The organism is Streptomyces otsuchiensis, assembly GCF_004305975.1.
Classification (GTDB): Bacteria; Actinomycetota; Actinomycetes; order Streptomycetales; family Streptomycetaceae; genus Streptomyces; species Streptomyces otsuchiensis.
In genome coordinates this window covers 33,184-52,023 of the sequence record NZ_BHZI01000001.1, presented here as the reverse complement: position 1 = coordinate 52,023, position 18,840 = coordinate 33,184, and the positions used below count along the sequence as shown (strand labels likewise).

At 71.2% G+C, this 18,840-nt stretch carries 17 protein-coding genes; 5 read left to right on the top strand and 12 right to left on the bottom strand.

Annotated features, from left to right (window positions below):
* Nucleotides 1–8: 8 nt before the first annotated feature.
* From E0D90_RS00230 to rpsB, 8 genes are all read right to left on the bottom strand, one after another.
* Complete coding sequence (locus E0D90_RS00230) at nucleotides 9–1,616, bottom strand: ABC transporter permease (protein WP_130796162.1); 1,608 nt, start codon at nucleotides 1,614–1,616, stop codon at nucleotides 9–11.
* Nucleotides 1,617–1,794: 178 nt separating this feature from the next.
* Nucleotides 1,795–2,874 (bottom strand): thiamine ABC transporter substrate-binding protein, encoded by a 1,080-nt coding sequence (locus E0D90_RS00225; RefSeq protein ID WP_130796147.1) that lies wholly within the window; start codon nucleotides 2,872–2,874, stop codon nucleotides 1,795–1,797.
* Between the two features lie 417 nt (nucleotides 2,875–3,291).
* Nucleotides 3,292–4,404, bottom strand: a complete 1,113-nt coding sequence (gene rlmN, locus E0D90_RS00220; protein ID WP_130796146.1) for a dual-specificity RNA methyltransferase RlmN — start codon at nucleotides 4,402–4,404, stop codon at nucleotides 3,292–3,294.
* A gap of 328 nt (nucleotides 4,405–4,732) precedes the next feature.
* Nucleotides 4,733–5,755, bottom strand: a complete 1,023-nt coding sequence (locus E0D90_RS00215) for a phosphatidate cytidylyltransferase (RefSeq protein ID WP_170214898.1) — start codon at nucleotides 5,753–5,755, stop codon at nucleotides 4,733–4,735.
* A 100-nt stretch (nucleotides 5,756–5,855) separates the two neighbouring features.
* Nucleotides 5,856–6,413 (bottom strand): ribosome recycling factor, encoded by a 558-nt coding sequence (gene frr / locus E0D90_RS00210; RefSeq protein ID WP_103503957.1) that lies wholly within the window; start codon nucleotides 6,411–6,413, stop codon nucleotides 5,856–5,858.
* Nucleotides 6,414–6,462: 49 nt separating this feature from the next.
* Nucleotides 6,463–7,227: a UMP kinase gene (pyrH, locus tag E0D90_RS00205; RefSeq protein ID WP_103503956.1), complete on the bottom strand. Its 765-nt coding sequence runs from the start codon at nucleotides 7,225–7,227 to the stop codon at nucleotides 6,463–6,465.
* A gap of 229 nt (nucleotides 7,228–7,456) precedes the next feature.
* Nucleotides 7,457–8,293, bottom strand: coding sequence for a translation elongation factor Ts (gene tsf, locus E0D90_RS00200; protein ID WP_130796145.1), 837 nt, complete (start codon nucleotides 8,291–8,293; stop codon nucleotides 7,457–7,459).
* Nucleotides 8,294–8,402: 109 nt separating this feature from the next.
* Nucleotides 8,403–9,341, bottom strand: coding sequence for a 30S ribosomal protein S2 (gene rpsB / locus E0D90_RS00195; protein WP_130796144.1), 939 nt, complete (start codon nucleotides 9,339–9,341; stop codon nucleotides 8,403–8,405).
* A 598-nt stretch (nucleotides 9,342–9,939) separates the two neighbouring features.
* Between rpsB and E0D90_RS00190 the strand changes: the two genes are divergently transcribed.
* From E0D90_RS00190 to E0D90_RS00170, 5 genes are all read left to right on the top strand, one after another.
* Entirely contained in the window at nucleotides 9,940–10,335 is a 396-nt protein-coding gene (locus E0D90_RS00190) for a YraN family protein (protein WP_103501772.1), read from the top strand.
* A complete protein-coding gene (locus tag E0D90_RS00185) occupies nucleotides 10,335–11,933 on the top strand; it encodes a YifB family Mg chelatase-like AAA ATPase (RefSeq protein WP_130796143.1) in 1,599 nt (532 codons plus the stop codon). The genes E0D90_RS00190 and E0D90_RS00185 overlap by 1 nt, the downstream gene beginning before the upstream one ends.
* Nucleotides 11,934–12,252: 319 nt before the next feature.
* The gene (dprA, locus tag E0D90_RS00180) at nucleotides 12,253–13,401 is read left to right on the top strand and encodes a DNA-processing protein DprA (RefSeq protein ID WP_130796160.1); all 1,149 of its coding nucleotides are present in this window, start codon (nucleotides 12,253–12,255) and stop codon (nucleotides 13,399–13,401) included.
* 154 nt (nucleotides 13,402–13,555) lie between these two features.
* Entirely contained in the window at nucleotides 13,556–14,398 is an 843-nt protein-coding gene (gene whiG / locus E0D90_RS00175) for an RNA polymerase sigma factor WhiG (protein ID WP_103501775.1), read from the top strand.
* Nucleotides 14,399–14,513: 115 nt separating this feature from the next.
* Nucleotides 14,514–15,074: a TetR/AcrR family transcriptional regulator gene (locus tag E0D90_RS00170; RefSeq protein ID WP_130796159.1), complete on the top strand. Its 561-nt coding sequence runs from the start codon at nucleotides 14,514–14,516 to the stop codon at nucleotides 15,072–15,074.
* Here E0D90_RS00170 and E0D90_RS28235 read toward each other — a convergent pair.
* The 4 genes from E0D90_RS28235 to lepB (E0D90_RS00150) form a co-directional block, all read right to left on the bottom strand.
* Nucleotides 15,019–16,203 carry a M23 family metallopeptidase gene (locus tag E0D90_RS28235; protein WP_265415926.1) on the bottom strand — a complete coding sequence of 395 codons (1,185 nt, stop codon included), beginning with the start codon at nucleotides 16,201–16,203 and terminating at the stop codon, nucleotides 15,019–15,021. The two genes, E0D90_RS00170 and E0D90_RS28235, sit on opposite strands and share 56 nt — an antisense overlap.
* 104 nt (nucleotides 16,204–16,307) lie before the next feature.
* Nucleotides 16,308–16,652, bottom strand: coding sequence for a DUF2469 domain-containing protein (locus tag E0D90_RS00160; RefSeq protein WP_103501776.1), 345 nt, complete (start codon nucleotides 16,650–16,652; stop codon nucleotides 16,308–16,310).
* Nucleotides 16,653–16,762: 110 nt separating this feature from the next.
* Nucleotides 16,763–17,497 (bottom strand): signal peptidase I, encoded by a 735-nt coding sequence (lepB, locus tag E0D90_RS00155; RefSeq protein ID WP_438827355.1) that lies wholly within the window; start codon nucleotides 17,495–17,497, stop codon nucleotides 16,763–16,765.
* A 214-nt stretch (nucleotides 17,498–17,711) separates the two neighbouring features.
* Nucleotides 17,712–18,710: a signal peptidase I gene (gene lepB / locus E0D90_RS00150; RefSeq protein ID WP_130796156.1), complete on the bottom strand. Its 999-nt coding sequence runs from the start codon at nucleotides 18,708–18,710 to the stop codon at nucleotides 17,712–17,714.
* Between the last annotated feature and the right edge of the window lie 130 nt (nucleotides 18,711–18,840).

Genomic DNA, 18,840 nt, shown 5'->3' with positions numbered 1-18,840 from the left:
CTCCTCGGTCAGAACTCACCGGAGCGCGCGGGGCGGATGCGCTCCAGGGCGAGCAGGGTGAGAGCGCAGACCAGCATCAGCACGGTGCTGAGCGCCATCGCCTGCCCGTAGTTGAGTTCGCCCGCCCGTCCCAGCAGTCGTGCGATGGCCACGGGGAGCGTCGGTTCGTCGGGGCGTGCGATGAACACGGTGGCGCCGAACTCTCCGAGGGAGACGGCGAACGCGAAGCCCGCGGCGAGCAGGAGGGCGCGGCGCACCATCGGCAGGTCCACCTCCCGCCAGGCGCGCAGCGGCGACGCCCCCAGCACCGAGGCCGCCTGGCGCAGCCGGTCGTCGACGGCACGCAGCACCGGCAGCATCACCCGCACAACGAACGGCACCCCCACCAGCGCCTGCGCCAGCGGCACCAGGATCCAGCTGGAACGCAGGTCCAGCGGCGGCGCGTCCAGCGCGATGAGGAATCCGAACCCCACCGTGACGGCTGACGTGCCCAGCGGCAGCATCAGCAGCGCGTCGAACCCCCGCACCAGCCGCCCCGCACCACGGGTCAGAGCGGCCGCGGCCAGACCACCGACGACCAGCGCGATCACCGTCGCGACGGCGGCGAACCGCAGGGAGTTGCCGACCGCTTCCAGCGGCGGCACCAGGAACGTCCCGCCGTCGGCCGAGGCCAGCGCGCGGTAGTGGATCAGTGAGTACCCATCCGGCCCGCGCAGCGATCGTTCGACCAGCACGCCCAAGGGCAGCAGCACCAGAAGCACCACGGAGAGCAGCACTCCGCCCAGCAGGCTCCACTCCCCCGCCCCGTGCGGCCGCCGGCTGGTCGCGGCCGGGTCGACGAGGCGGAGCGCCCCTTCGCGGCGCCGCACGGTCCAGGCGTGCACGCCCAGCATCGACGCCACCGCGGCGAACTGGAGCAGCGTCAGCACCGAGGCGGTGGGCAGGTCCAGCATCTGCGCCGTCTGCCGGTAGATCTCCACCTCCAGCGTGGCGTACCCGGGCCCGCCCAGGATCTGCACGACGCCGAAGGAGGTGAACGTGAACAGGAAAACCATCAGCGCGGCAGCGGCGAGCGCCGGAACGAGCGCCGGAAGCGTGACCCGGCGCCAGGCGGCGAACCTCCCCGCGCCCAGCAGCCGGGCGGCTTCCTCCTGCCGGGGGTCCAGCTGCGACCACAGGCCGCCGACGGTGCGGACGACGACCGCGTAGTTGAAGAAGACATGGGCGAGCAGAATCGCCCACACCGTGGTGTCCAGCCGCACGCCCCACAGGTCGTTGAGCAGCCCTCCCCGCCCCAGCAGGCCGAGGAAGGCGGCGCCGACGACGACGGTGGGCAGCACGAAGGGAACGGTGACCACCGCGCGCAGCGTCTGCTTGCCGGGAAAGGAGAAGCGGGCCAGGACGTAGGCCCCCGGCAGCGCGAGCAGCAGCGTGAGGGCGGTGGACGCCGCCGCCTGCCAGGTGGTGAACCACAGGACCTGGCCGATACCGGGATCGGACAGGACCTCGGCGAACCGGCCGAACTGCCAGCGGCCGTCGACGTGGAGGCCACGGCCGACGATGGCGGCCACCGGATAGCCGAAGAAGAGACCGAAGAACGCCACTGGCAGCGCCATCAGCCCCAGGCGGGTGGCGAGTGCCCGCCGGCCGGCCCGCCTCCGGAGTGCACCGGGGCCGAGCGCGGTGCCGTGCATGGCGCGGGGCACCGGGGCGGATTCCGGCTGCCCGGCGTGGTCCTCGCGGCGGCGGAGCGGAGACCGGCCGGTCATGACGCGGCGGCGATCGGTGCCCGCGTCAACGGACGACCAGGTTGGTCCACTCGTTCACCCAGCGGCTGCGGTGCTCGGTGATCGCGTCGGGCTCCAGGTGGTACGGGTCCTCGATCCGCACCCCGTAGCGGGTGAAGACCTCGGGAAGCTCCACATCGTCACGGACCGGGTTGACGAACATCTGGAGGGGGACGTCCTCCTGGAACGCGGGCGAGAGCATGAAGTCGATGAGTGCCTTGCCGCCCTCCGGGTTGTCGGCGCCCTCCAGCAGGCCCGCGAACTCGATCTGACGGAAGCACGTTCCGGTGGAGACCCCCGTCGGCGCCTGCTCGGGCTCCGGGTCGGATCCGTAGACGACCTCGACCGGCGGCGACGAGGCGTAACTCACGACCAGCGGGCGGTCTCCGTTGCCGGAGGACCCGGAGAACTCCTCGTAGTAGGCCTGTTCCCAGCCCTCGACGACGCGTACGCCGTTTTCCGTGAGCCGCTCCCAGTAATCCTGCCATCCGTCCTCGCCGAAGGCGGCGACGGTTCCCAGCAGGAATCCGAGGCCAGGCGTCGAGGTGGAGGCGTTCTGGACCACCAGCAGGTCCCGGTAGTCGGGGTCGGCGAGTTCATCCAGCGTCTGCGGCGGTTCCAGGGAGGCGTCCTCGAACCAGGCACGGTCGTAGTTGACACAGATGTCCCCGATGTCCATGGGCGTCACCCGCCACTCCCCCGCGTCGAGCTGCAGTTCCTCCGGGACCCGGTCCAGGCCGGCGGCACGGTGCGGGGCGAAGACGCCCTCGTCCAGGGCGCGCGAGAGAAGCGTGTTGTCGACGCCGAACAGGACATCTCCCTGGGGGTTCCCGGCGGACAGCACCGCCTGGTTGACCATGACCCCGCCGTCGCCGGCGCGCAGGATCTCCAGGGTGTAGCCGGTGTCCTCGGTGAACCGCTCCAGCACCTCGTCCGAGAGCTCGAAGGAGTTGTGCGTCACGAGGGTGACGGTGTCGTCGGCTGCCCCGTCCTCGCCGTCTCCTCCGGAACCGCAGGCGGCCAGCAGGGACGCGCCGGTCAGGGATGCCAGGACCGCGGTGGCGGTACGCCGGGTGGTGCGATTCATGAGGCTGCTTTCGTCGGGACGGCGAGGCAGCGGAACGCACCTGGGGTGCTGTGATCCGAACTCCCTACCCGGCGCCATGAGCTCCGGGCGAGGTTCCAAGGGTCTGCGGCTGTGCCGCACTCTCAGCGCTTCGCGCGCTCCCCTGCCGGTCAATACGTATGGGTGATGTGTCATGCAATTGTGCGAGCACACGATAACCCACCCGGCCGGAACGGCGCGGCCGGGCCCACGCGTGGTGCCGGATCGCGGCCCGCCCCGCCCCGGGGGAAGGCGCATGGGGCGGAGCGATGATGCGGCGCATGGGGCCGAGCGATGGCGCGTGGGGCGGAGCGATGATGCGGCGCGCACCGTGCGACACCGCCCCGTGGGGCGTGCGTCACGCGCGCCCGCCCCACGCGGTGAACGACGTGGGGCAGATCAGCGCTCGGACGCGGCCAGCTGGCCGCAGGCCCCGTCGATCTCCTGACCCCGCGTGTCACGCACCGTTGTCGGCACACCGTGCGTTTCAAGTGCGGCGACGAACGCGCGCTCGTCCTCCGGGCGGCTCGCCGTCCACTTGGACCCGGGCGTCGGGTTGAGCGGGATGAGGTTGACGTGGGCACGGTGCCCCTTGAGCAGCCGCCCCAGGAGGTCCGCCCGCCACCCCTGGTCGTTGATGTCACGGATCAGGGCGTACTCGATCGAGATCCGGCGACCGGACCGCTCCGCGTAGTCCCATGCGGCGTCCAGTACCTCCCGCACCTTCCAGCGGGTGTTGACCGGTACCAGGGTGTCGCGCAGCTCGTCGTCGGGCGCGTGCAGCGACACGGCGAGGCGGCACTTGAGGCCCTCGTCGGCGAGCCGGTTGATCGCCGGCACCAGGCCGACCGTGGAGACGGTGATACCGCGCTGCGACAGGCCGACGCCGTCGGGCTCGGGATCGGTGAGCCTGCGGATCGCGCCCACGACGCGGTTGTAGTTGGCCAGCGGCTCGCCCATCCCCATGAACACGATGTTGGACAGACGGGCGGGGCCACCGGGAACCTCGCCGTCGCGCAGCGCCCGCATGCCGTCCACGATCTGGTGCGTGATCTCCGCCGTGGAGAGGTTGCGGTCCAGGCCCGCCTGACCGGTCGCACAGAACGGGCAGTTCATCCCGCAGCCCGCCTGGGAGGAGATGCACATGGTGACGCGGTCCGGGTAACGCATCAGCACCGACTCGACCATGGTGCCGTCGTGGAGCCGCCAGAGCGTCTTGCGGGTCGCCCCTTCGTCACAGCTGATGTGTCGCACGACGGACATCAGTGGCGGGAGCAGCTCCGCCGCGAGGCGTTCCCGTGAGGCCGCCGGGATGTTGGTCCACTGCTCGGGGTCGGCGGCGAAGCGTCCGAAGTAGTGCTGGGACAGCTGCTTGGCGCGGAACGGCTTCTCACCCAGCGCCGCCACGGCCTCCCGTCGTTCGGCGGGGTCGAGGTCGGCCAGGTGGCGGGGCGGCTTCTTCGCTCCACGCGGCGCTACGAACGTCAGCTCTCCCGGTACGGGCGGTGCCATGGGCGCACGACTCCTCAATGCGACGGTCTGCCCGTCGATGACGGTGACACGGCATCGCTCGCACGGACGGCACGACACCGGGCGGGCCGGCCCGGCGGGTCGCGGGACGGCGGCCCCGCACCCTGCGGGCACAGCTCTGCCACGGCGCGGGATGTCCAGCCTACCGGTGCGGCGGGCCGCACCGGCCGCCGCAGAACGTGAGGCGGCGCACCCCGACCGCGATGCCGCGACAGTACGCCATCTCGGAGACACGCCTGGCGGAGGCCGCCGGGGCGGGGAGGGGACAGCCGGGCACGGTCAGATGCGCGCGGCACCCGGCCCGGCCCGGTCAGCCGCCGACGAAGACGAGGAAGAGCACCCACACCACCGGCGCGGTGGGAAGTATCGAGTCCAGCCGGTCCATGATGCCGCCGTGACCGGGCAGCAGGGTGCCCATGTCCTTGATCCCGAGATCGCGCTTGATCATGGACTCACCGAGATCGCCGAGAGTGGCGCTGACGGCGACGGCCAGACCGAGCAGCAGCCCCTGCCACCAGGTTCCGCCGTCGATCAGGAACTCCATGCAGAGCGCGCCCGCCACCATGGCGAACGACACCGCCCCCAGCAGCCCCTCCCGGGTCTTACCGGGACTGATACGGGGCGCCAGCTTGCGCTTGCCGAAGCGCCAGCCCACGGCGTACGCCCCCGTGTCGCTGACCACCGTCAGCAGCAGGAACACCAGGACCCGCCACGATCCGTCGTCGGCCGACAGCACGAGCGCGACGAAGGTGGCCAGGAACGGCACGTACAGCACCGCGAAGACGGAGGCCGTCGCATCCCGCAGGTAGTCCTCCGGCGGCGCCGTCATCCGCCACACCAGAACGGCGAGCACCGTGAGCGCCATGGCGACGAAAGCACCCTCGGCACCGCGCAGATAACCGGCCACGACCATTGCCGCGCCACCGACCGCGAGCGGCACCAGAGGTGCCGAGATCGCCTTGCGCTCGGCCAGCCTCGACGTCAGCTCCCACAGCCCGACGACGACGGCCGCCGCGATGACGGCGACGAACACCGGCTTGTAGACGAAGAGCGCGGCCAGAATGACGACGCCCAGGCCGAGCCCCACGCCGATCGCGGCCGGGAGATCCCGGCCGGCACGCTTGCCCCGTCCCGACGGGGCAAGCCGGGACGGACGCGGCTCGGGCCGGGGCTCGCCCCCGGGATGCGGCCGGCCGCCGGCGTGCGGGTGGTCGCCGCCGGGTGGTGACACGATGGGCACAGATCGAGTCTGCGCCCCGTGCCTCCCGTCGCCCGCGGGACCCGCCGGTGCCCCGCCCATCTGGTCCCGCGGTCCCCAGGATGCCTCGTTCACACGCTCATTCCGTTCGCTTTCCCACCCACACACCGTCGCCACTCGCCCCGGGGCGACGGCCGCGCCCCGATCATCCGTGCCGCCCGCGGGCGGCACGGGATCAGACCTCGAGCAGCTCGGCTTCCTTGTGCTTCAGCAGCTCGTCGACCTGTGCGACGTACTTCGCGGTCGTGTCGTCCAGTTCCTTCTCGCCCCGGCGGCCCTCGTCCTCGCCGACCTCACCGTTCTTCACGGCGCCGTCGATGGACTCCTTGGCCTTGCGCCGGACGCCGCGGATCGAGATCTTCGCGTCCTCACCCTTGGCCTTGGCGACCTTGATGTACTCCCGGCGACGCTCCTCGGTCAGCTCCGGGAAGTTGACGCGGATGATCCGGCCGTCGTTGGAGGGGTTGACACCGAGGTCGGAGTCGCGGATCGCCTGTTCGATGTTGCGCAGGGCGCTGACGTCGAACGGGGTCACCACGGCCATCCGGGCCTCGGGCACCGAGAACGAGGCGAGCTGGTTGATCGGGGTCATCGCGCCGTAGTACTCCGCGACGATCTTGTTGAACATCGCCGGGTGCGCACGACCGGTGCGGATGGCCGCGAAGTCCTCCTTGGCCACCACCACGGCCTTCTCCATCTTCTCCTCGGCTTCGAGGAGAGCTTCTTCGATCACCACGTGCTCCTATTCGATGTGTGAGGCGAACCCGCGCAGCAACGGACCCTCAGTCCCGCCGGCCCTGGCTGTTCACGAGTGTGCCGATCTTCTCACCCTTGACGGCGCGGGCGATATTGCCCTCGGCGAGCAGTTCGAAGACCAGGATCGGCAGTCCGTTGTCCCGGCACAGCGTGATCGCGGTGGCGTCCGCCACCTTGAGGTCACGGGTGATGACCTCCGCGTAGTCGAGTGCGTCGAACCGTACCGCGTCGGCGTTCTTCGCGGGGTCGGAGTCGTAGACGCCGTCGACGCCGTTCTTCCCCATCAGCAGCGCCTCGGCGTGGATCTCCAGCGCCCGCTGGGCGGCCGTGGTGTCCGTCGAGAAGTAGGGCATCCCCATACCCGCGCCGAAGATGACCACGCGGCCCTTCTCCAGATGGCGGATGGCACGCAGCGGGATGTAGGACTCGGCGACCTGCCCCATCGTGATGGCGGTCTGCACCCGGGAGTCGATGCCTTCCTTCTCCAGGAAGTCCTGGAGCGCCAGGCAGTTCATGACGGTGCCGAGCATCCCCATGTAGTCGGAGCGGGCGCGGTCCATGCCGCGGTGCTGGAGTTCGGCCCCGCGGAAGAAGTTGCCACCTCCGATGACGACGGCGATCTCGGTGCCCTCGCGGACGACCGCCGCGATCTCGCGCGCCATCTTGTGCACGATGTCGGGGTCGACACCGAGGCCGCCCCCGCCCGCGAACGCCTCCCCGGACAGCTTGAGCAGGTAGCGGGACGGCTTGGCCGCGGCGCCGTCCGTCCGGGCGGCGTTGTCCTGGTTCATGGAACTCTCCTCGTGCACATACGAAGGAGGCCATTGCCGACGGTCCCTGACGGTTCCAGTACGGCGACGGCCTCCTCGACACAACAGCGGTGGTCACCACCCCGCGGCGCACCGCCGGGCAGGCTCTGCGCCCGACAATAGCGGGGCCGCGGCGGTTGCGGCGCCGTCGGCACGGGCGAGACGGGGACGGGGGCCGCCCGTCATGGGCGGGCCCCCGTCTGACCGTTCGTCAGGCGCCGACCCGGAAGCGGGCGAAGCCCTGGAGGGTGACGCCGGCCTCCTCGAGCACCTTCTGAACGGTCTTCTTGTTGTCCTTGGCGAAGGGCTGACCGAGGAGGGTGTTCTCCTTGAAGAAGCCGTTCACCCGGCCCTCGACGATCTTCGGCAGGGCGGCCTCGGGCTTGCCCTCCTCGCGGGAGGTGGCCTCGGCGACGCGGCGCTCGTTCTCCACGACGTCGGCGGGCACGTCCTCACGCGAGAGCCACTTCGGGGAGAACGCCGCGATGTGCTGGGCGATGTCGCGGGCGACCTGCGCCTCGGGCTTGTCCAGCTGCACGAGGACACCGACCTGCGGCGGCAGGTCGGGGCTGGTGCGGTGCAGGTAGGTGGCGACGAAACCGCCGGTGTACTGGGCGAACCGGTCCAGCACGATCTTCTCGCCGAGGGTGGCGTTGGCCTCGTCGACGTACGCCTGAACCGTCTTGCCCGGCTCGATCTCGGAGGCGAGGAGCGCGGCGATGTCGGCCGGGGAGGTCTTCGCCACGTGCTCGACGATCGTCTGGGCGACGGCCTGGAACTTGTCACCCTTGGCGACGAAGTCGGTCTCGCACTTGAGCTCCAGCAGCACGCCGGAAGTGTCGTCGCCGGCGATGAGCGCGACGACAGCACCGTTCTCGGCGGAACGGCTCTCGCGCTTGGCGACACCCTTCTGGCCCTTGACCCGCAGGATCTCGACGGCCTTCTCGACGTCGCCCTCGGCCTCGTCCAGAGCCTTCTTGCAGTCCATCATGCCGGCGCCGGAGAGCTCCCGGAGCTTCTTGACGTCAGCGGCGGTGAAGTTCGCCATGATTACGTGATTCTCTTCCCGGAATGGTCGGTGGGGTGGGATCGCGGTACGGGCAGGCGGCGGGCCGGGGCCGGGGGCCCCGGCCCGCCGCTCCCGGACAGGTGGTGCGTCAGCCCTGCTCGGCGGGGGCCTCGGTCGCGGCGTCGGCGGCGGGCGCCTCGGCGGCCGGAGCCTCAGCGGCAGGCGCCTCGGCGACGGGGGTCTCCGTCGCGGGGGCCTCGGCGGCCGCGGTCTCCTCGCCACCCTCGGCGGGGGCGGACTCGGCCTTCGCCTCGGCACCCTCGAGAAGCTCCCGCTCCCACTCGGGCAGCGGCTCAGCGGCGGGCTTGTCGCCCTCCTTGGCCGCGGTCGCGGCGCCGGAGCGGGCGATGAGGCCCTCGGCCACGGCGTCGGCGATCACACGGGTGAGCAGCGTGACGGAGCGGATCGCGTCGTCGTTGCCGGGGATCTTGTAGTCGACCTCGTCGGGGTCGCAGTTGGTGTCGAGGATCGCGACGACCGGGATGTTGAGCTTCCGGGCCTCACCGACCGCGATGTGCTCCTTCTTGGTGTCCACGATCCAGACGGCGCTGGGCACCTTCTGCATGTCGCGGATACCACCGAGGGTCTTCTCCAGCTTGGCCTTCTCGCGGGAGAGGACCAGGAGCTCCTTCTTGGTCAGACCGGAGGCGGCGACGTCCTCGAAGTCGATCTGCTCCAGCTCCTTGAGCCGCTGCAGACGCTTGTGGACGGTCGAGAAGTTGGTGAGCATGCCGCCCAGCCAGCGCTGGTTCACGTAGGGCATGCCGACCCGGGTCGCCTGCTCGGCGATGGTCTGCTGGGCCTGCTTCTTGGTACCGACGAACATCACGGCACCGCCGTGGGCGACGGTCTCCTTGACGAACTCGTAGGCGCGGTCGATGTACGACAGCGACTGGAGCAGGTCGATGATGTAGATGCCGTTGCGCTCGGTGAAGATGAAGCGCTTCATCTTCGGGTTCCAGCGACGGGTCTGGTGCCCGAAGTGGACGCCGCTCTCCAGCAGCTCCCGCATCGTGACGACGGCCATGGCCGTTCTCCTTGGGGTGTGACTCGGTTGTCAGCGCCACCCGGGACGGGCGACGCTCCTGACGCCCCTGCGCGTCCTACCGTGAGCGCTGTTGAGGGCGCCCGCGGACCGAGAAACGCGGCCTCCGGTCCGGTGTCGCCGGGCCGGTGGCGGGGCATGCGAGGTCGATCCGGGACCCGGATCGCCAGGGAAAGTGTACGGGACCGGGAAGGCCTCGGGCGACCGGCCCGGAGACCACCGATGGGCAGGGCAGGCGTGCGGTGGCGGCGCGGGCGCCGAGGTACGCACTCCAGGGTGCACGCGTGACACCTGGCGCCTCACCGGGCCTGGCAGAGGAGCAGGTGAGGGGGTGTCGCTCCGGTCGGCGCGCGGGCGCTTGCCCGGCGCGCACCAGCCGCGCTGCAGGGCGTGGTTGGGGTGCTCCTCCGGCGCTCCGCCAGCGCTCTGCCGACAGGGCGCACGCGGGGGGCCGCGCCGTCAGCGGGACAGCTCGCCTCACTCCTGAGGGTGGCCGAGTTATCCACAGGGAGCCGGTTGTCCACCAAGATCCACAGCGTCCGCCGGACTGCGTCACTGTCGGTCACGGAGGTGAGGCGCCATGAACGAACGAGGAGCGCTCGGACGGTACGGCGAACGACTCGCGGCTCGAAGCCTGGGCGATGCGGGGATGACGATCATGGACCGCAACTGGCGGTGCCGCGCGGGAGAGATCGACATCGTGGCCCGCGAGGATCCGGGCCCGGAGGCCACCGGAGTCACCGTCATCGTGTGCGAGGTGAAGACGCGGAGAGCCGGTGGATACCAGCATCCGATGGCCGGGCTGGGCCCGCGGCAGCTGTCGCGGCTGCGGGAGCTGTCGGAACGTTGGCTCGCCGATCGCTGGCTGCCCGAACACCGGGATCTCCCGGCGGGCGGGGTCCGGATCGATCTGGTGGGTGTGACGCTGCCGCGCCGAGGCGCTCCCCTCATCGAGCACGCCAGGGGGGTGGCGTGATGCCGTTCGCGCGGACGTGCTCCGTCGCGGTGACCGGGGTCGAGGGCGTCGTGGTCGAGGTGCAGGCCGACCTCGAACCGGGGGTCGCCGCTTTCACCCTGGTCGGGCTGGTGGACAAGTCGCTGAGCGAGAGCCGGGACCGTGTCCGTTCCGCTGTCATCAACTCCGGGGTGCCCTGGCCACAGAAGAAACTGACCGTGGCACTGAGTCCTGCTTCACTGCCGAAGGCCGGCAGCGGTTTCGACCTGGCCGTCGCCTGCGCGACGCTCGCGGCCGCCGAGCAGGTGGAGCCCTCGGCCGTCGCCGATCTGGTGATGATCGGCGAGCTGGGTCTCGACGGCCGCATCCGTCCGGTGCGCGGTGTTCTCCCGGCCGTGCTCGCAGCCGCGGAGGCGGGGTACCGACAGGTCGTGGTGGCCGAGTCCACCGCGGCCGAGGCCGCTCTGGTTCCGGGTGTCGCGGTCCTCGGGGTGCGGAGCCTGCGACAGCTCGTGGCCGTTTTGAACGGCACGCCCGTGCCCGATGAGCCACCTCCGGAGGGGCCGGACCTCTCGGGGGTGCTGCCTCCGGGCGCCGCGGCCGGGCTCTGCGACGGCGTGACCGGTGGCGACCACACGCCGGATCTGGCGGAGGTCGCCGGACAGCGTTCGGCACGCCGCGCGCTGGAGGTCTCGGCGGCGGGGCGCCACCATCTCTTTCTCAAAGGGACCCCGGGCGCCGGCAAGACCATGCTCGCGGAACGGCTGCCGGGGCTGCTGCCACCACTGACACGCCAGGAGGCGCTGGAGGCGACCGCGGTCCACTCGGTCAGCGGCACTCTCCCCGCCGGGCGGCCACTGGTGGAACGCCCGCCCTACTGCGCCCCGCACCACTCCGCGTCGATGGCCGCGCTGGTGGGCGGCGGCACGGGCACACCCCGCCCAGGAGCCGTGTCCCTCGCCCATCACGGTGTGCTCTTCATCGACGAGGCGGCCGAGATGAGCAGCCGAGCGCTGGACGCACTCCGGCAGCCGCTCGAGTCGGGCCAGGTCGTGATCGCCCGGTCGGCGGGCGTCATGCGGCTGCCCGCCCGCCTGCTGCTGGTCCTCGCGGCCAACCCCTGTCCGTGCGGCAGGCACGGCGCGCCCGGAGGTGGGTGCGAGTGTCCTCCCAGCGCGGTACGGCGCTATCGCGCGCGGCTGTCCGGACCGTTGCTGGACCGCGTCGATCTGCGGGTGCCGGTGGAGCCGGTGAGCCGGGCGGAGCTGCTCGCCGCCGGGGAGAGCGAGTCCACGGCGACGGTCGCCGGCCGGGTCGCCGCCGCGCGGGAACGCGCTGCGGCGCGCTACGAGGGGTTTCCGTGGCGGGTCAACAGCGCGGTACCCGGGCACGAGCTGCGCGGCCGATGGGCACCGGCGCCGGGCGCGCTGGTACGCGCGGAACGCGACATGGACCGGGGTCTGCTCACGGCTCGCGGCCTGGACCGCGTACTGCGCGTGGCGTGGACGGTCGCGGACCTCGCGGGTCACGACCGTCCGACGGCCGCCGATGTCGATGCCGCGCTCGCGCTGCGCACGGGAGTGGCGCGCGGCGCCGGGCTGGTGGGGAGCCTCCCGTGACCGGCGATCGCCCGCCCGGCCGGCGGACGGTCCGCCTCACGACTGGTGGACGGCCTTCCCGTAAGGCGGAGAAGTCCACCCGGGGCCCCGGCGTCCGGGGCGGATCCGGGGCCAGGTCCACTGCCTGGCATGAAGTGACGAGACAAGGAGAGAGGCGGCTCCCATGACGACCACGAGCGCCCACGCGGCCCCGGCCGCCGGGACGACACCGGCCCAGGGGACAGTGCCGACCCCCGGCACGGCACCTGCGACAGGGACAGCATCCGAAGGCGGCCCGGCCCGGGGCCTCTACCGGCCTCCGGGTCCGGCCGAGGCGCCGATGGCGGAGGAGGAACGACTGGCACGCGTGGCTCTGGCACGCGTCGGCGAGCCGGGCGACGCGGTGATGGGGCGCTGGCTCGCCGAAGTGGGACCGGTCACAGCCTGGAACACCGTGCGCGACGACGGTCGGGACCGGCCCTTCGGGCCGCAGCGCTGGGCGGGTATGCGGCTGCGCGCCCACCGTGCCGACCCGGCGGCGGACCTCGGGCGCGCCGCGGCCTGCGGCGCACGGTTCGTGTGCCCCGGTGACGCGGAGTGGCCGAGTCAGCTCGACGACCTGGGGGCCGCGCGCCCGACGGGGCTGTGGGTCCGCGGCGAGGCCTCGCTCCGTCTGCTCGCGCTGCGTTCGGTGGCGGTGGTGGGTTCGCGTGCGTGCACGGACTACGGAGGCTATGTGACCGCCGAGCTCGCTCGTTCGCTCGCCGACCGTGGATGGACCGTGGTCTCGGGCGCGGCGTACGGGATCGACGGCGCGGCGCACCAGGGGGCGCTGCGTGCCGGTGGCCCGACCGTCGCCGTCCTGGCCTGCGGTGTCGACAACGGATACCCGGCGGGTCACCGGGAGTTGCTGGGGAGGATCCGTCAGTGCGGTCTGGTGGTGAGCGAGCTGCCTCCCGGCGAACACCCGACCCGGCACCGCTTCCTTCAGCGCAATCGCGTCCTCGCCGCGCTCACCCGGGGCACCGTCGTCGTCGAGGCCGCCCCGCGCAGCGGTGCGCTCGCGACCGCGCGACACGCGGCGCGACTTGGCCGCCACCTGATGGGCGTGCCGGGTTCCGTCTTCTCCGCACAGTCCGAGGGCGTACATCAACTACTGCGCGCGGAGGCGGTTTTGGTGGCACGGGCCGATGAGGTGATCGAACTGGTGGGCGCGATGGGCGAGCTGGCGGAACCGGCCCCGACGGTGGCACGCCCGCGGGATCTACTCGACGAGGCGTCGGCCACAGTACTGGAGGCCGTGCCGGTTCGTGGCGAGGCCGCCGTTCGGGAGATCGCGGCCGGCGCCTGTGTCAGTGAGTTGGCTGCTCTTGCACGGCTGTTGGAGCTCCGCGCGCTGGGATTCGTCGAACGAACCGGCGAGACATGGGCTCTGCGGCGCGAGGCACTCTCCCCCGCACCCCGGCGCACCCCAGGCGTGGATAGGTAAGTAACACCACGGTGCGGTGGGCGGAACGTATCTGCGCATGTGCGTTCAGGGGCGATATGCGCTACGCGACGTCAATGTCACGCTACGCTCACCAAGGTTCCACTCGAACCGGCACCATTCGCACAGACCACCGTAGAACGGTTTCAGACGACGCATGCCACAGCGCACCCCCGGGCCCCCCACACCGGCTCCGGAAGCACCGGCCGCGGCCGCGCCGGAGAGTGCCGCGCCCCGGCGCTCGCCCACCACGCTCGAAGAGCTGTGGCACACCTACAAGTCGACAGGCGACGAGCGCCTGCGCGAACAGCTGATCCTGCACTACTCGCCGCTGGTCAAGTACGTGGCGGGGCGGGTCAGCGTCGGGCTTCCGCCCAACGTCGAACAGGCCGACTTCGTCTCCTCGGGGATCTTCGGACTGATCGACGCCATCGAGAAGTTCGACCCGGACCGCTCCATCAAGTTCGAGACATACGCCATCACGCGCATCCGTGGCGCCATGATCGACGAACTGCGGGCGCTTGACTGGATTCCCCGTTCGGTGCGGCAGAAGGCGCGTGCGGCCGAGCGCGCCTACGCGACTCTGGAGGCGGCGCTGCGGCGCACTCCCAGCGAGGCGGAGGTCGCGCGGGAGATGGGCATCGCCGTCGAGGAACTCCACAGCCTTTTCGGTCAGTTGTCGCTTGCCAACATGGTGGCGCTGGAGGAGATGCTCCACGTCGGCGGCGAGGGCGACCTCAGCCTGATGGACACGCTGGAGGACACCTCCGCGGACGACCCGGTCGAGGTCGCGGAGGACCGTGAGCTCCGCCGTCTGCTGGCACGGGCGATCAACACGCTTCCGCACCGGGAGAAGACCGTGGTGACGCTCTACTACTACGAGGGGCTCACACTGGCAGAAATCGGGCAGGTGCTCGGAGTGACCGAGAGCCGGGTCAGTCAGATCCACAGCAAGTCGGTGCTCCAGCTGCGGGCGAAGTTGAGCGATGTACGCCGCTGAGCACCCACGACGGGGACCGCAGCGCGGCCTGCGGCGACCCCGATGCCCGGGGAGGGGTGCTTCCGGAGTCCGCACGTTCTAGTCTGTGGGTGTGCCGAGGATCCGGGCGGCCTCCGTGGCCGAGCATCGCAGACAGCAGCGGGACTCCCTGCTCGAGGCCGCGCGCGCTCTGCTCGCCTCCGGCGGCACCAAGGCGTTGACCTTCCCCGCGCTGGCCGAACGCACCGGGCTGGCCCGGTCTTCGGTCTACGAGTACTTCCGTTCACGCGGTGCGGTGGTGGAGGCGCTCTGCGCCACGGACTTCCCGGCATGGGCCGCCGAAGTGGAGGCCGCCGTCGCCTCCGCCGGCGAACCAGAGCGACAGCTCGAGGCCTACGTCCGCACGCAGCTGGCGCTTGCGGGAGACCTGCGGCATCAGGCGGTGGTCGCCATCGCGGCGAGCGAGCTGGACGCCGCCGCCCGCGAGCAGATTCGAGCGGCGCACGGCAGCCTGATCGACCTGGTGGTACGAGTGCTCGCCGATCTGGGGCAGTCCGAACCACGCCTGACGGCGGTGCTGCTGCAGGGGGTGGTGGACGCCGCGGTGCGGCGGGCCGGTCTGGGCGTCGAGGACCGCGAGGTCATCGCCGAGCGCGCCGTCCGGCTCGTGCTGGACGGCGCCCGCTCCGCGGCCTGACGCCGCCGGGCGTGCGCGGCACGGAGTCGCCCGCCACCGTTCGCGCCGTCGGCCCCGGTCGCGTCGCCCCACCCCTGCCTCCTGAGGCACTGCCCCTGCTGCGGCCGGACGACCGCCGCCCCGGAACGGCACCGCTCCGCCCGCGCGCCCGGTGGTGCTCCGGCGGGGGTAGCGGCACACCGGTGACGGGCAGCAGCCTGGAAGGATCCCGGCCGACGATCGAGAGGGGATCGAGGTAGGTACGGCCGTCCAGCAGGCCCCAGTGCAGGCATGAGTCCTGGCAGTGGTACGGACCGTCCGAGACGACCCCGACGGGCTCGCCGCGACTCACCCGTTGCCCCGCCGCCACCGACGGGATCACCGGTTCATGTGTCATGCGCAGCCCGGTCCCGTCAATGGCGATCACGACGACACCGCGCCCGGCCACCATGCCGGCGAAGCTGACGTGACCGTCCAGCGCCGCGTGGACCGGTGTGCCGGGGCTCGCCGCGAGATCCACGCCGCGGTGGCCGGGCGCCCAGGGGGCGGGCGGCGGATCCCAGCGGCGCACGACCTGCGGGCGGGGCCCGAGGGGCCAGTCGGCGTCTGTGGGCAGCGCCGAACCCTGTGCTCCCGTGTCGCCCGTACCGAAGGGATCGAGTTCCGGTAGCGGCTGATCTTCCTGTCCGGTCGGTCCGGTCGGTCCGGTCGGTCCGGGCGCCTCGGGCGTATCGGGTTCGGACCGCTCGGCGCCCGGCTCTCCCGGACCGGCCGACGGCACCGATCGCGGTGACGTTGCGTGGTGTGCGGGGCGGTCGTCCGCAGCGTGGGCGGTGTCGGCGTAGGGAGTCAGGTTGACGCCCGCGCCGGGGTGACGGGCCGGCTGAGCCTGCGGCTCGACCGGCCCGTAGACCCCCTCCGGCCCTTCGGTCCCGTCGAGCGGTTCTGAGCGCCCGCTCGGTGCAGGGCCGGACCGGATGTTCGGGACCGCGTGCTCGTCCGCCGCGCCGGTGCCGTCCTCTCGCGCGAGGGCGGCGGCCAGCGGCAGCCACAACGAGCCGAGGACGAGCGTGGAGGTCACCAGGGCGGTAGCGGTGGTCAGGGTCCGGCGGATGGCTCGCCGGGAGAAGTCAGGCGGGGAGATGTGCATACGGGCAGACTCGTACGTCGGCCGCCCCCGTGTGGATCTTGGTGGAAAACTTAGGACCTGTGGATAACTCCGTCACTCTTTCGGGTGGAAAGGAGCGAGGCGGGTCAGCCCGCACCTCCGTCACTGCCCGCGCTGAAGCCGTTGTTCTGCGTCAGATCGAGCTCGTTCCGGTTGAGCTCCTCGATGTTGACGTCCTTGAAGGTCAGCACTCGCACCTGCTTGACGAAGCGCGCGGGCCGGTACATGTCCCACACCCAGGCATCGGCCATCGAGACCTCGAAGAACACCTCGCCCTGGACCGAGTGCACCTGCATCTCGTAGTCGTTGGTGAGGTAGAAGCGCCGATCGGTCTCGATCACGTAGGTGAAGAGTCCGACCACATCCCGGTACTCCCGATAGAGCTTCAGCTCCATCTCGGTCTCGTACTTCTCGAGATCTTCGGCGCTCATCGCGTGATCCCTTTCAGCCGTTCCGTCCACACATTGTGCTTCACGGCAGGTCGGGTCCGCTCGATATCGCTCACCGTCACCGAACGTCACGCCTACCGCCAGACTGAACGTTACGCCTTCCGTCGCGAGGAACGGGCTGTGAGCGGTCCGATCGCGGCACCACCGAGGATGAGCACCGCGCCGGTCACGGTGGAGATCACCAACAGATTCAGTGGCCCGGGGCTGGACACGCCGCCGGGCAGATCGCCGAACTCGCCCGGGCGCGCCACCGGACCGAGTCGGCTCGGAGGCCAGGCGATCGCCTCGACACGGGCGACGACGGCGTCTTCGGCGACCGTTCCGCTGCGCCCGTCCGCGAGCAGGGCCCGGGAGTCGACGGAGTCCAGGCGCTCGTCGCCCAGCAGAAAGAGCTCGCCGTCGGGCACGACGGCTTCGAAGCCGTGGCGCGAGGCAGGCACTCCCCTGTCCCGATAAGACTCGTCGATCGGAACGTCGTTGACCCGGAGCAGACCGTCCTCGTCGCAACAGGTGACGCTGTCGCCGCCCACCCCGACGACTCGCTTGACCATGGGCAGTTCGCTCCATGCGTCGTCCCGGAACACCACGATGTCGCCCCGGTGCACCTCACGGCCGTCAATGCGCTGGGCGACCACGCGATCGTCGGCGGCGACGGTGGGTGCCATCGAGTCGGTCGGTACCAGATAGGGCTGGTAGAGGAACGCGGCCAGCACGAACCCACCGAGGAAGAGCACACATCCCAGGGCCACGACGGCGTTGGAAAGGACCCGGCCGAGACGGCCCCGGGTGCGCGGCGCAGCGCTCATCTCGTCCTCCATCTGGGTCATGGTCCGGAACGTGACCCTACCCAGTGAGGTCGTCGTCGCGCCCGGCGAACGCTTTGTGGTCGCCCGCGCCGCGTGGAGCGGTGGTCTGAGGAAGGCGAGGGTCCCGGTGGGCGCCCCCTGCGGTGGCGCGCCCGCACGCCCCGGGCGTGACCCCGGACGTGGCGCGGGGCGGCGTGCGGTGACCCGTCAGGTCCGCACGCCGCCCCGCCGAAGTTCAGTCGTCGCGACCGCGGTCGAGAAGCAGCCGACGTCGCCACCAGACCAGCGGCACCGCGCCGGCCAGTCCGAGCGCACCGGGCACCGCCAGCGCCGCCGCGTTGTCGAGCGAGGAGTAGCCCTCCGGTACGGAGAGCACCGACCAGCGGTTCACCGGCCAGGCGACGACGACGGCGCGACCGACGACCTCTTCCTCGGAGACGGTGCCGCCTCCGGGGCCGCTCATGTGGAAGCGCGAGTCCTGCGAGTCCTGGCGGTGGTCGCCCATGACCCAGAGCCGGCCCTCGGGGATGTCGATCGGGCCGAAGGCCCGGTCGTCACAGGCCGTGTTCCCGGGGTAGATGAAGTCGGTCTCGTCCACCTCGTTGCCGTTGACCGTGACAAGGCCGCCCACCTGACACTCCACGGTGTCGCCCCCGACGGCGATGACCCGCTTGATCAGGTTCTGATCTTCCGCGGACGGCATCAGACCGATGAAGCTCAGGCCCTCCTGCACGTTCGCCCAGGCGCCGCCGTCGTTGGAAGGCGGGGGGAGCCAGCCGCCCGGGTCACGGAAGACGATCACTTCACCGCGGTCGGGGGTGGCGCCGAACCAGGGCGTCAGCTTGTCGACCAGGACCCGGTCACCGCGCTGCAGGGTGTTCTGCATGGAGTCCGAGGGGATCGAGAATGCCTGGACCAGGAACGTCTTGATCACAAGAGCCAGGACGAGCGCGACACCGATGAGGATCGGCAGTTCCTTCCAGAACGAACGGTTCTTCGTCCCCTTGTGCCCCCGGCCCCGGTCACCGCCGTCCTCGCCATCACCGGGGACGCCGTCGTCGGCGTGGCCACCCGCGCTCCCACTGTCCGGGCTCACCGAACCGTCGGCGTCACCGGCTCCGGGGTCGTAACCACCGGGCGCGTCCGCAGGACGGTCGCCGGCGGCCCCGGAGTATCCCGGTGAAGGGCGCCTCTCCGGGTCCTCGGACGCTCCGGACCGGGCTCCCACTGCCACATCCCCCACATCGACTCCTCACACCACTTCGCAGCCTGCCCGAGGGGCGGAACAGGCTCACAGCTCCACTCCGATAACGAGCGGGAGTTCCGCAGGGATCGGGAGTTCTGTCACTTCTTTCGCCTCGACC

Excerpts from the sequence above, each read along its gene's own strand:
- E0D90_RS00230 (WP_130796162.1), bottom strand. The coding sequence starts at position 1,616 with ATGGCGCTGCCAGTGGCGTTCTTCGGTCTCTTCTTCGGCTATCCGGTG.
- E0D90_RS00225 (WP_130796147.1), bottom strand. The coding sequence starts at position 2,874 with ATGAATCGCACCACCCGGCGTACCGCCACCGCGGTCCTGGCATCCCTG.
- rlmN (WP_130796146.1), bottom strand. The coding sequence starts at position 4,404 with ATGGCACCGCCCGTACCGGGAGAGCTGACGTTCGTAGCGCCGCGTGGA.
- pyrH (WP_103503956.1), bottom strand. The coding sequence starts at position 7,227 with ATGAACCAGGACAACGCCGCCCGGACGGACGGCGCCGCGGCCAAGCCG.
- tsf (WP_130796145.1), bottom strand. The coding sequence starts at position 8,293 with ATGGCGAACTTCACCGCCGCTGACGTCAAGAAGCTCCGGGAGCTCTCC.
- rpsB (WP_130796144.1), bottom strand. The coding sequence starts at position 9,341 with ATGGCCGTCGTCACGATGCGGGAGCTGCTGGAGAGCGGCGTCCACTTC.
- E0D90_RS00190 (WP_103501772.1), top strand. The coding sequence starts at position 9,940 with ATGAACGAACGAGGAGCGCTCGGACGGTACGGCGAACGACTCGCGGCT.
- E0D90_RS00185 (WP_130796143.1), top strand. The coding sequence starts at position 10,335 with ATGCCGTTCGCGCGGACGTGCTCCGTCGCGGTGACCGGGGTCGAGGGC.
- dprA (WP_130796160.1), top strand. The coding sequence starts at position 12,253 with ATGGCGGAGGAGGAACGACTGGCACGCGTGGCTCTGGCACGCGTCGGC.
- whiG (WP_103501775.1), top strand. The coding sequence starts at position 13,556 with ATGCCACAGCGCACCCCCGGGCCCCCCACACCGGCTCCGGAAGCACCG.
- E0D90_RS28235 (WP_265415926.1), bottom strand. The coding sequence starts at position 16,203 with ATGCACATCTCCCCGCCTGACTTCTCCCGGCGAGCCATCCGCCGGACC.
- E0D90_RS00160 (WP_103501776.1), bottom strand. The coding sequence starts at position 16,652 with ATGAGCGCCGAAGATCTCGAGAAGTACGAGACCGAGATGGAGCTGAAG.
- lepB (WP_438827355.1), bottom strand. The coding sequence starts at position 17,497 with ATGACCCAGATGGAGGACGAGATGAGCGCTGCGCCGCGCACCCGGGGC.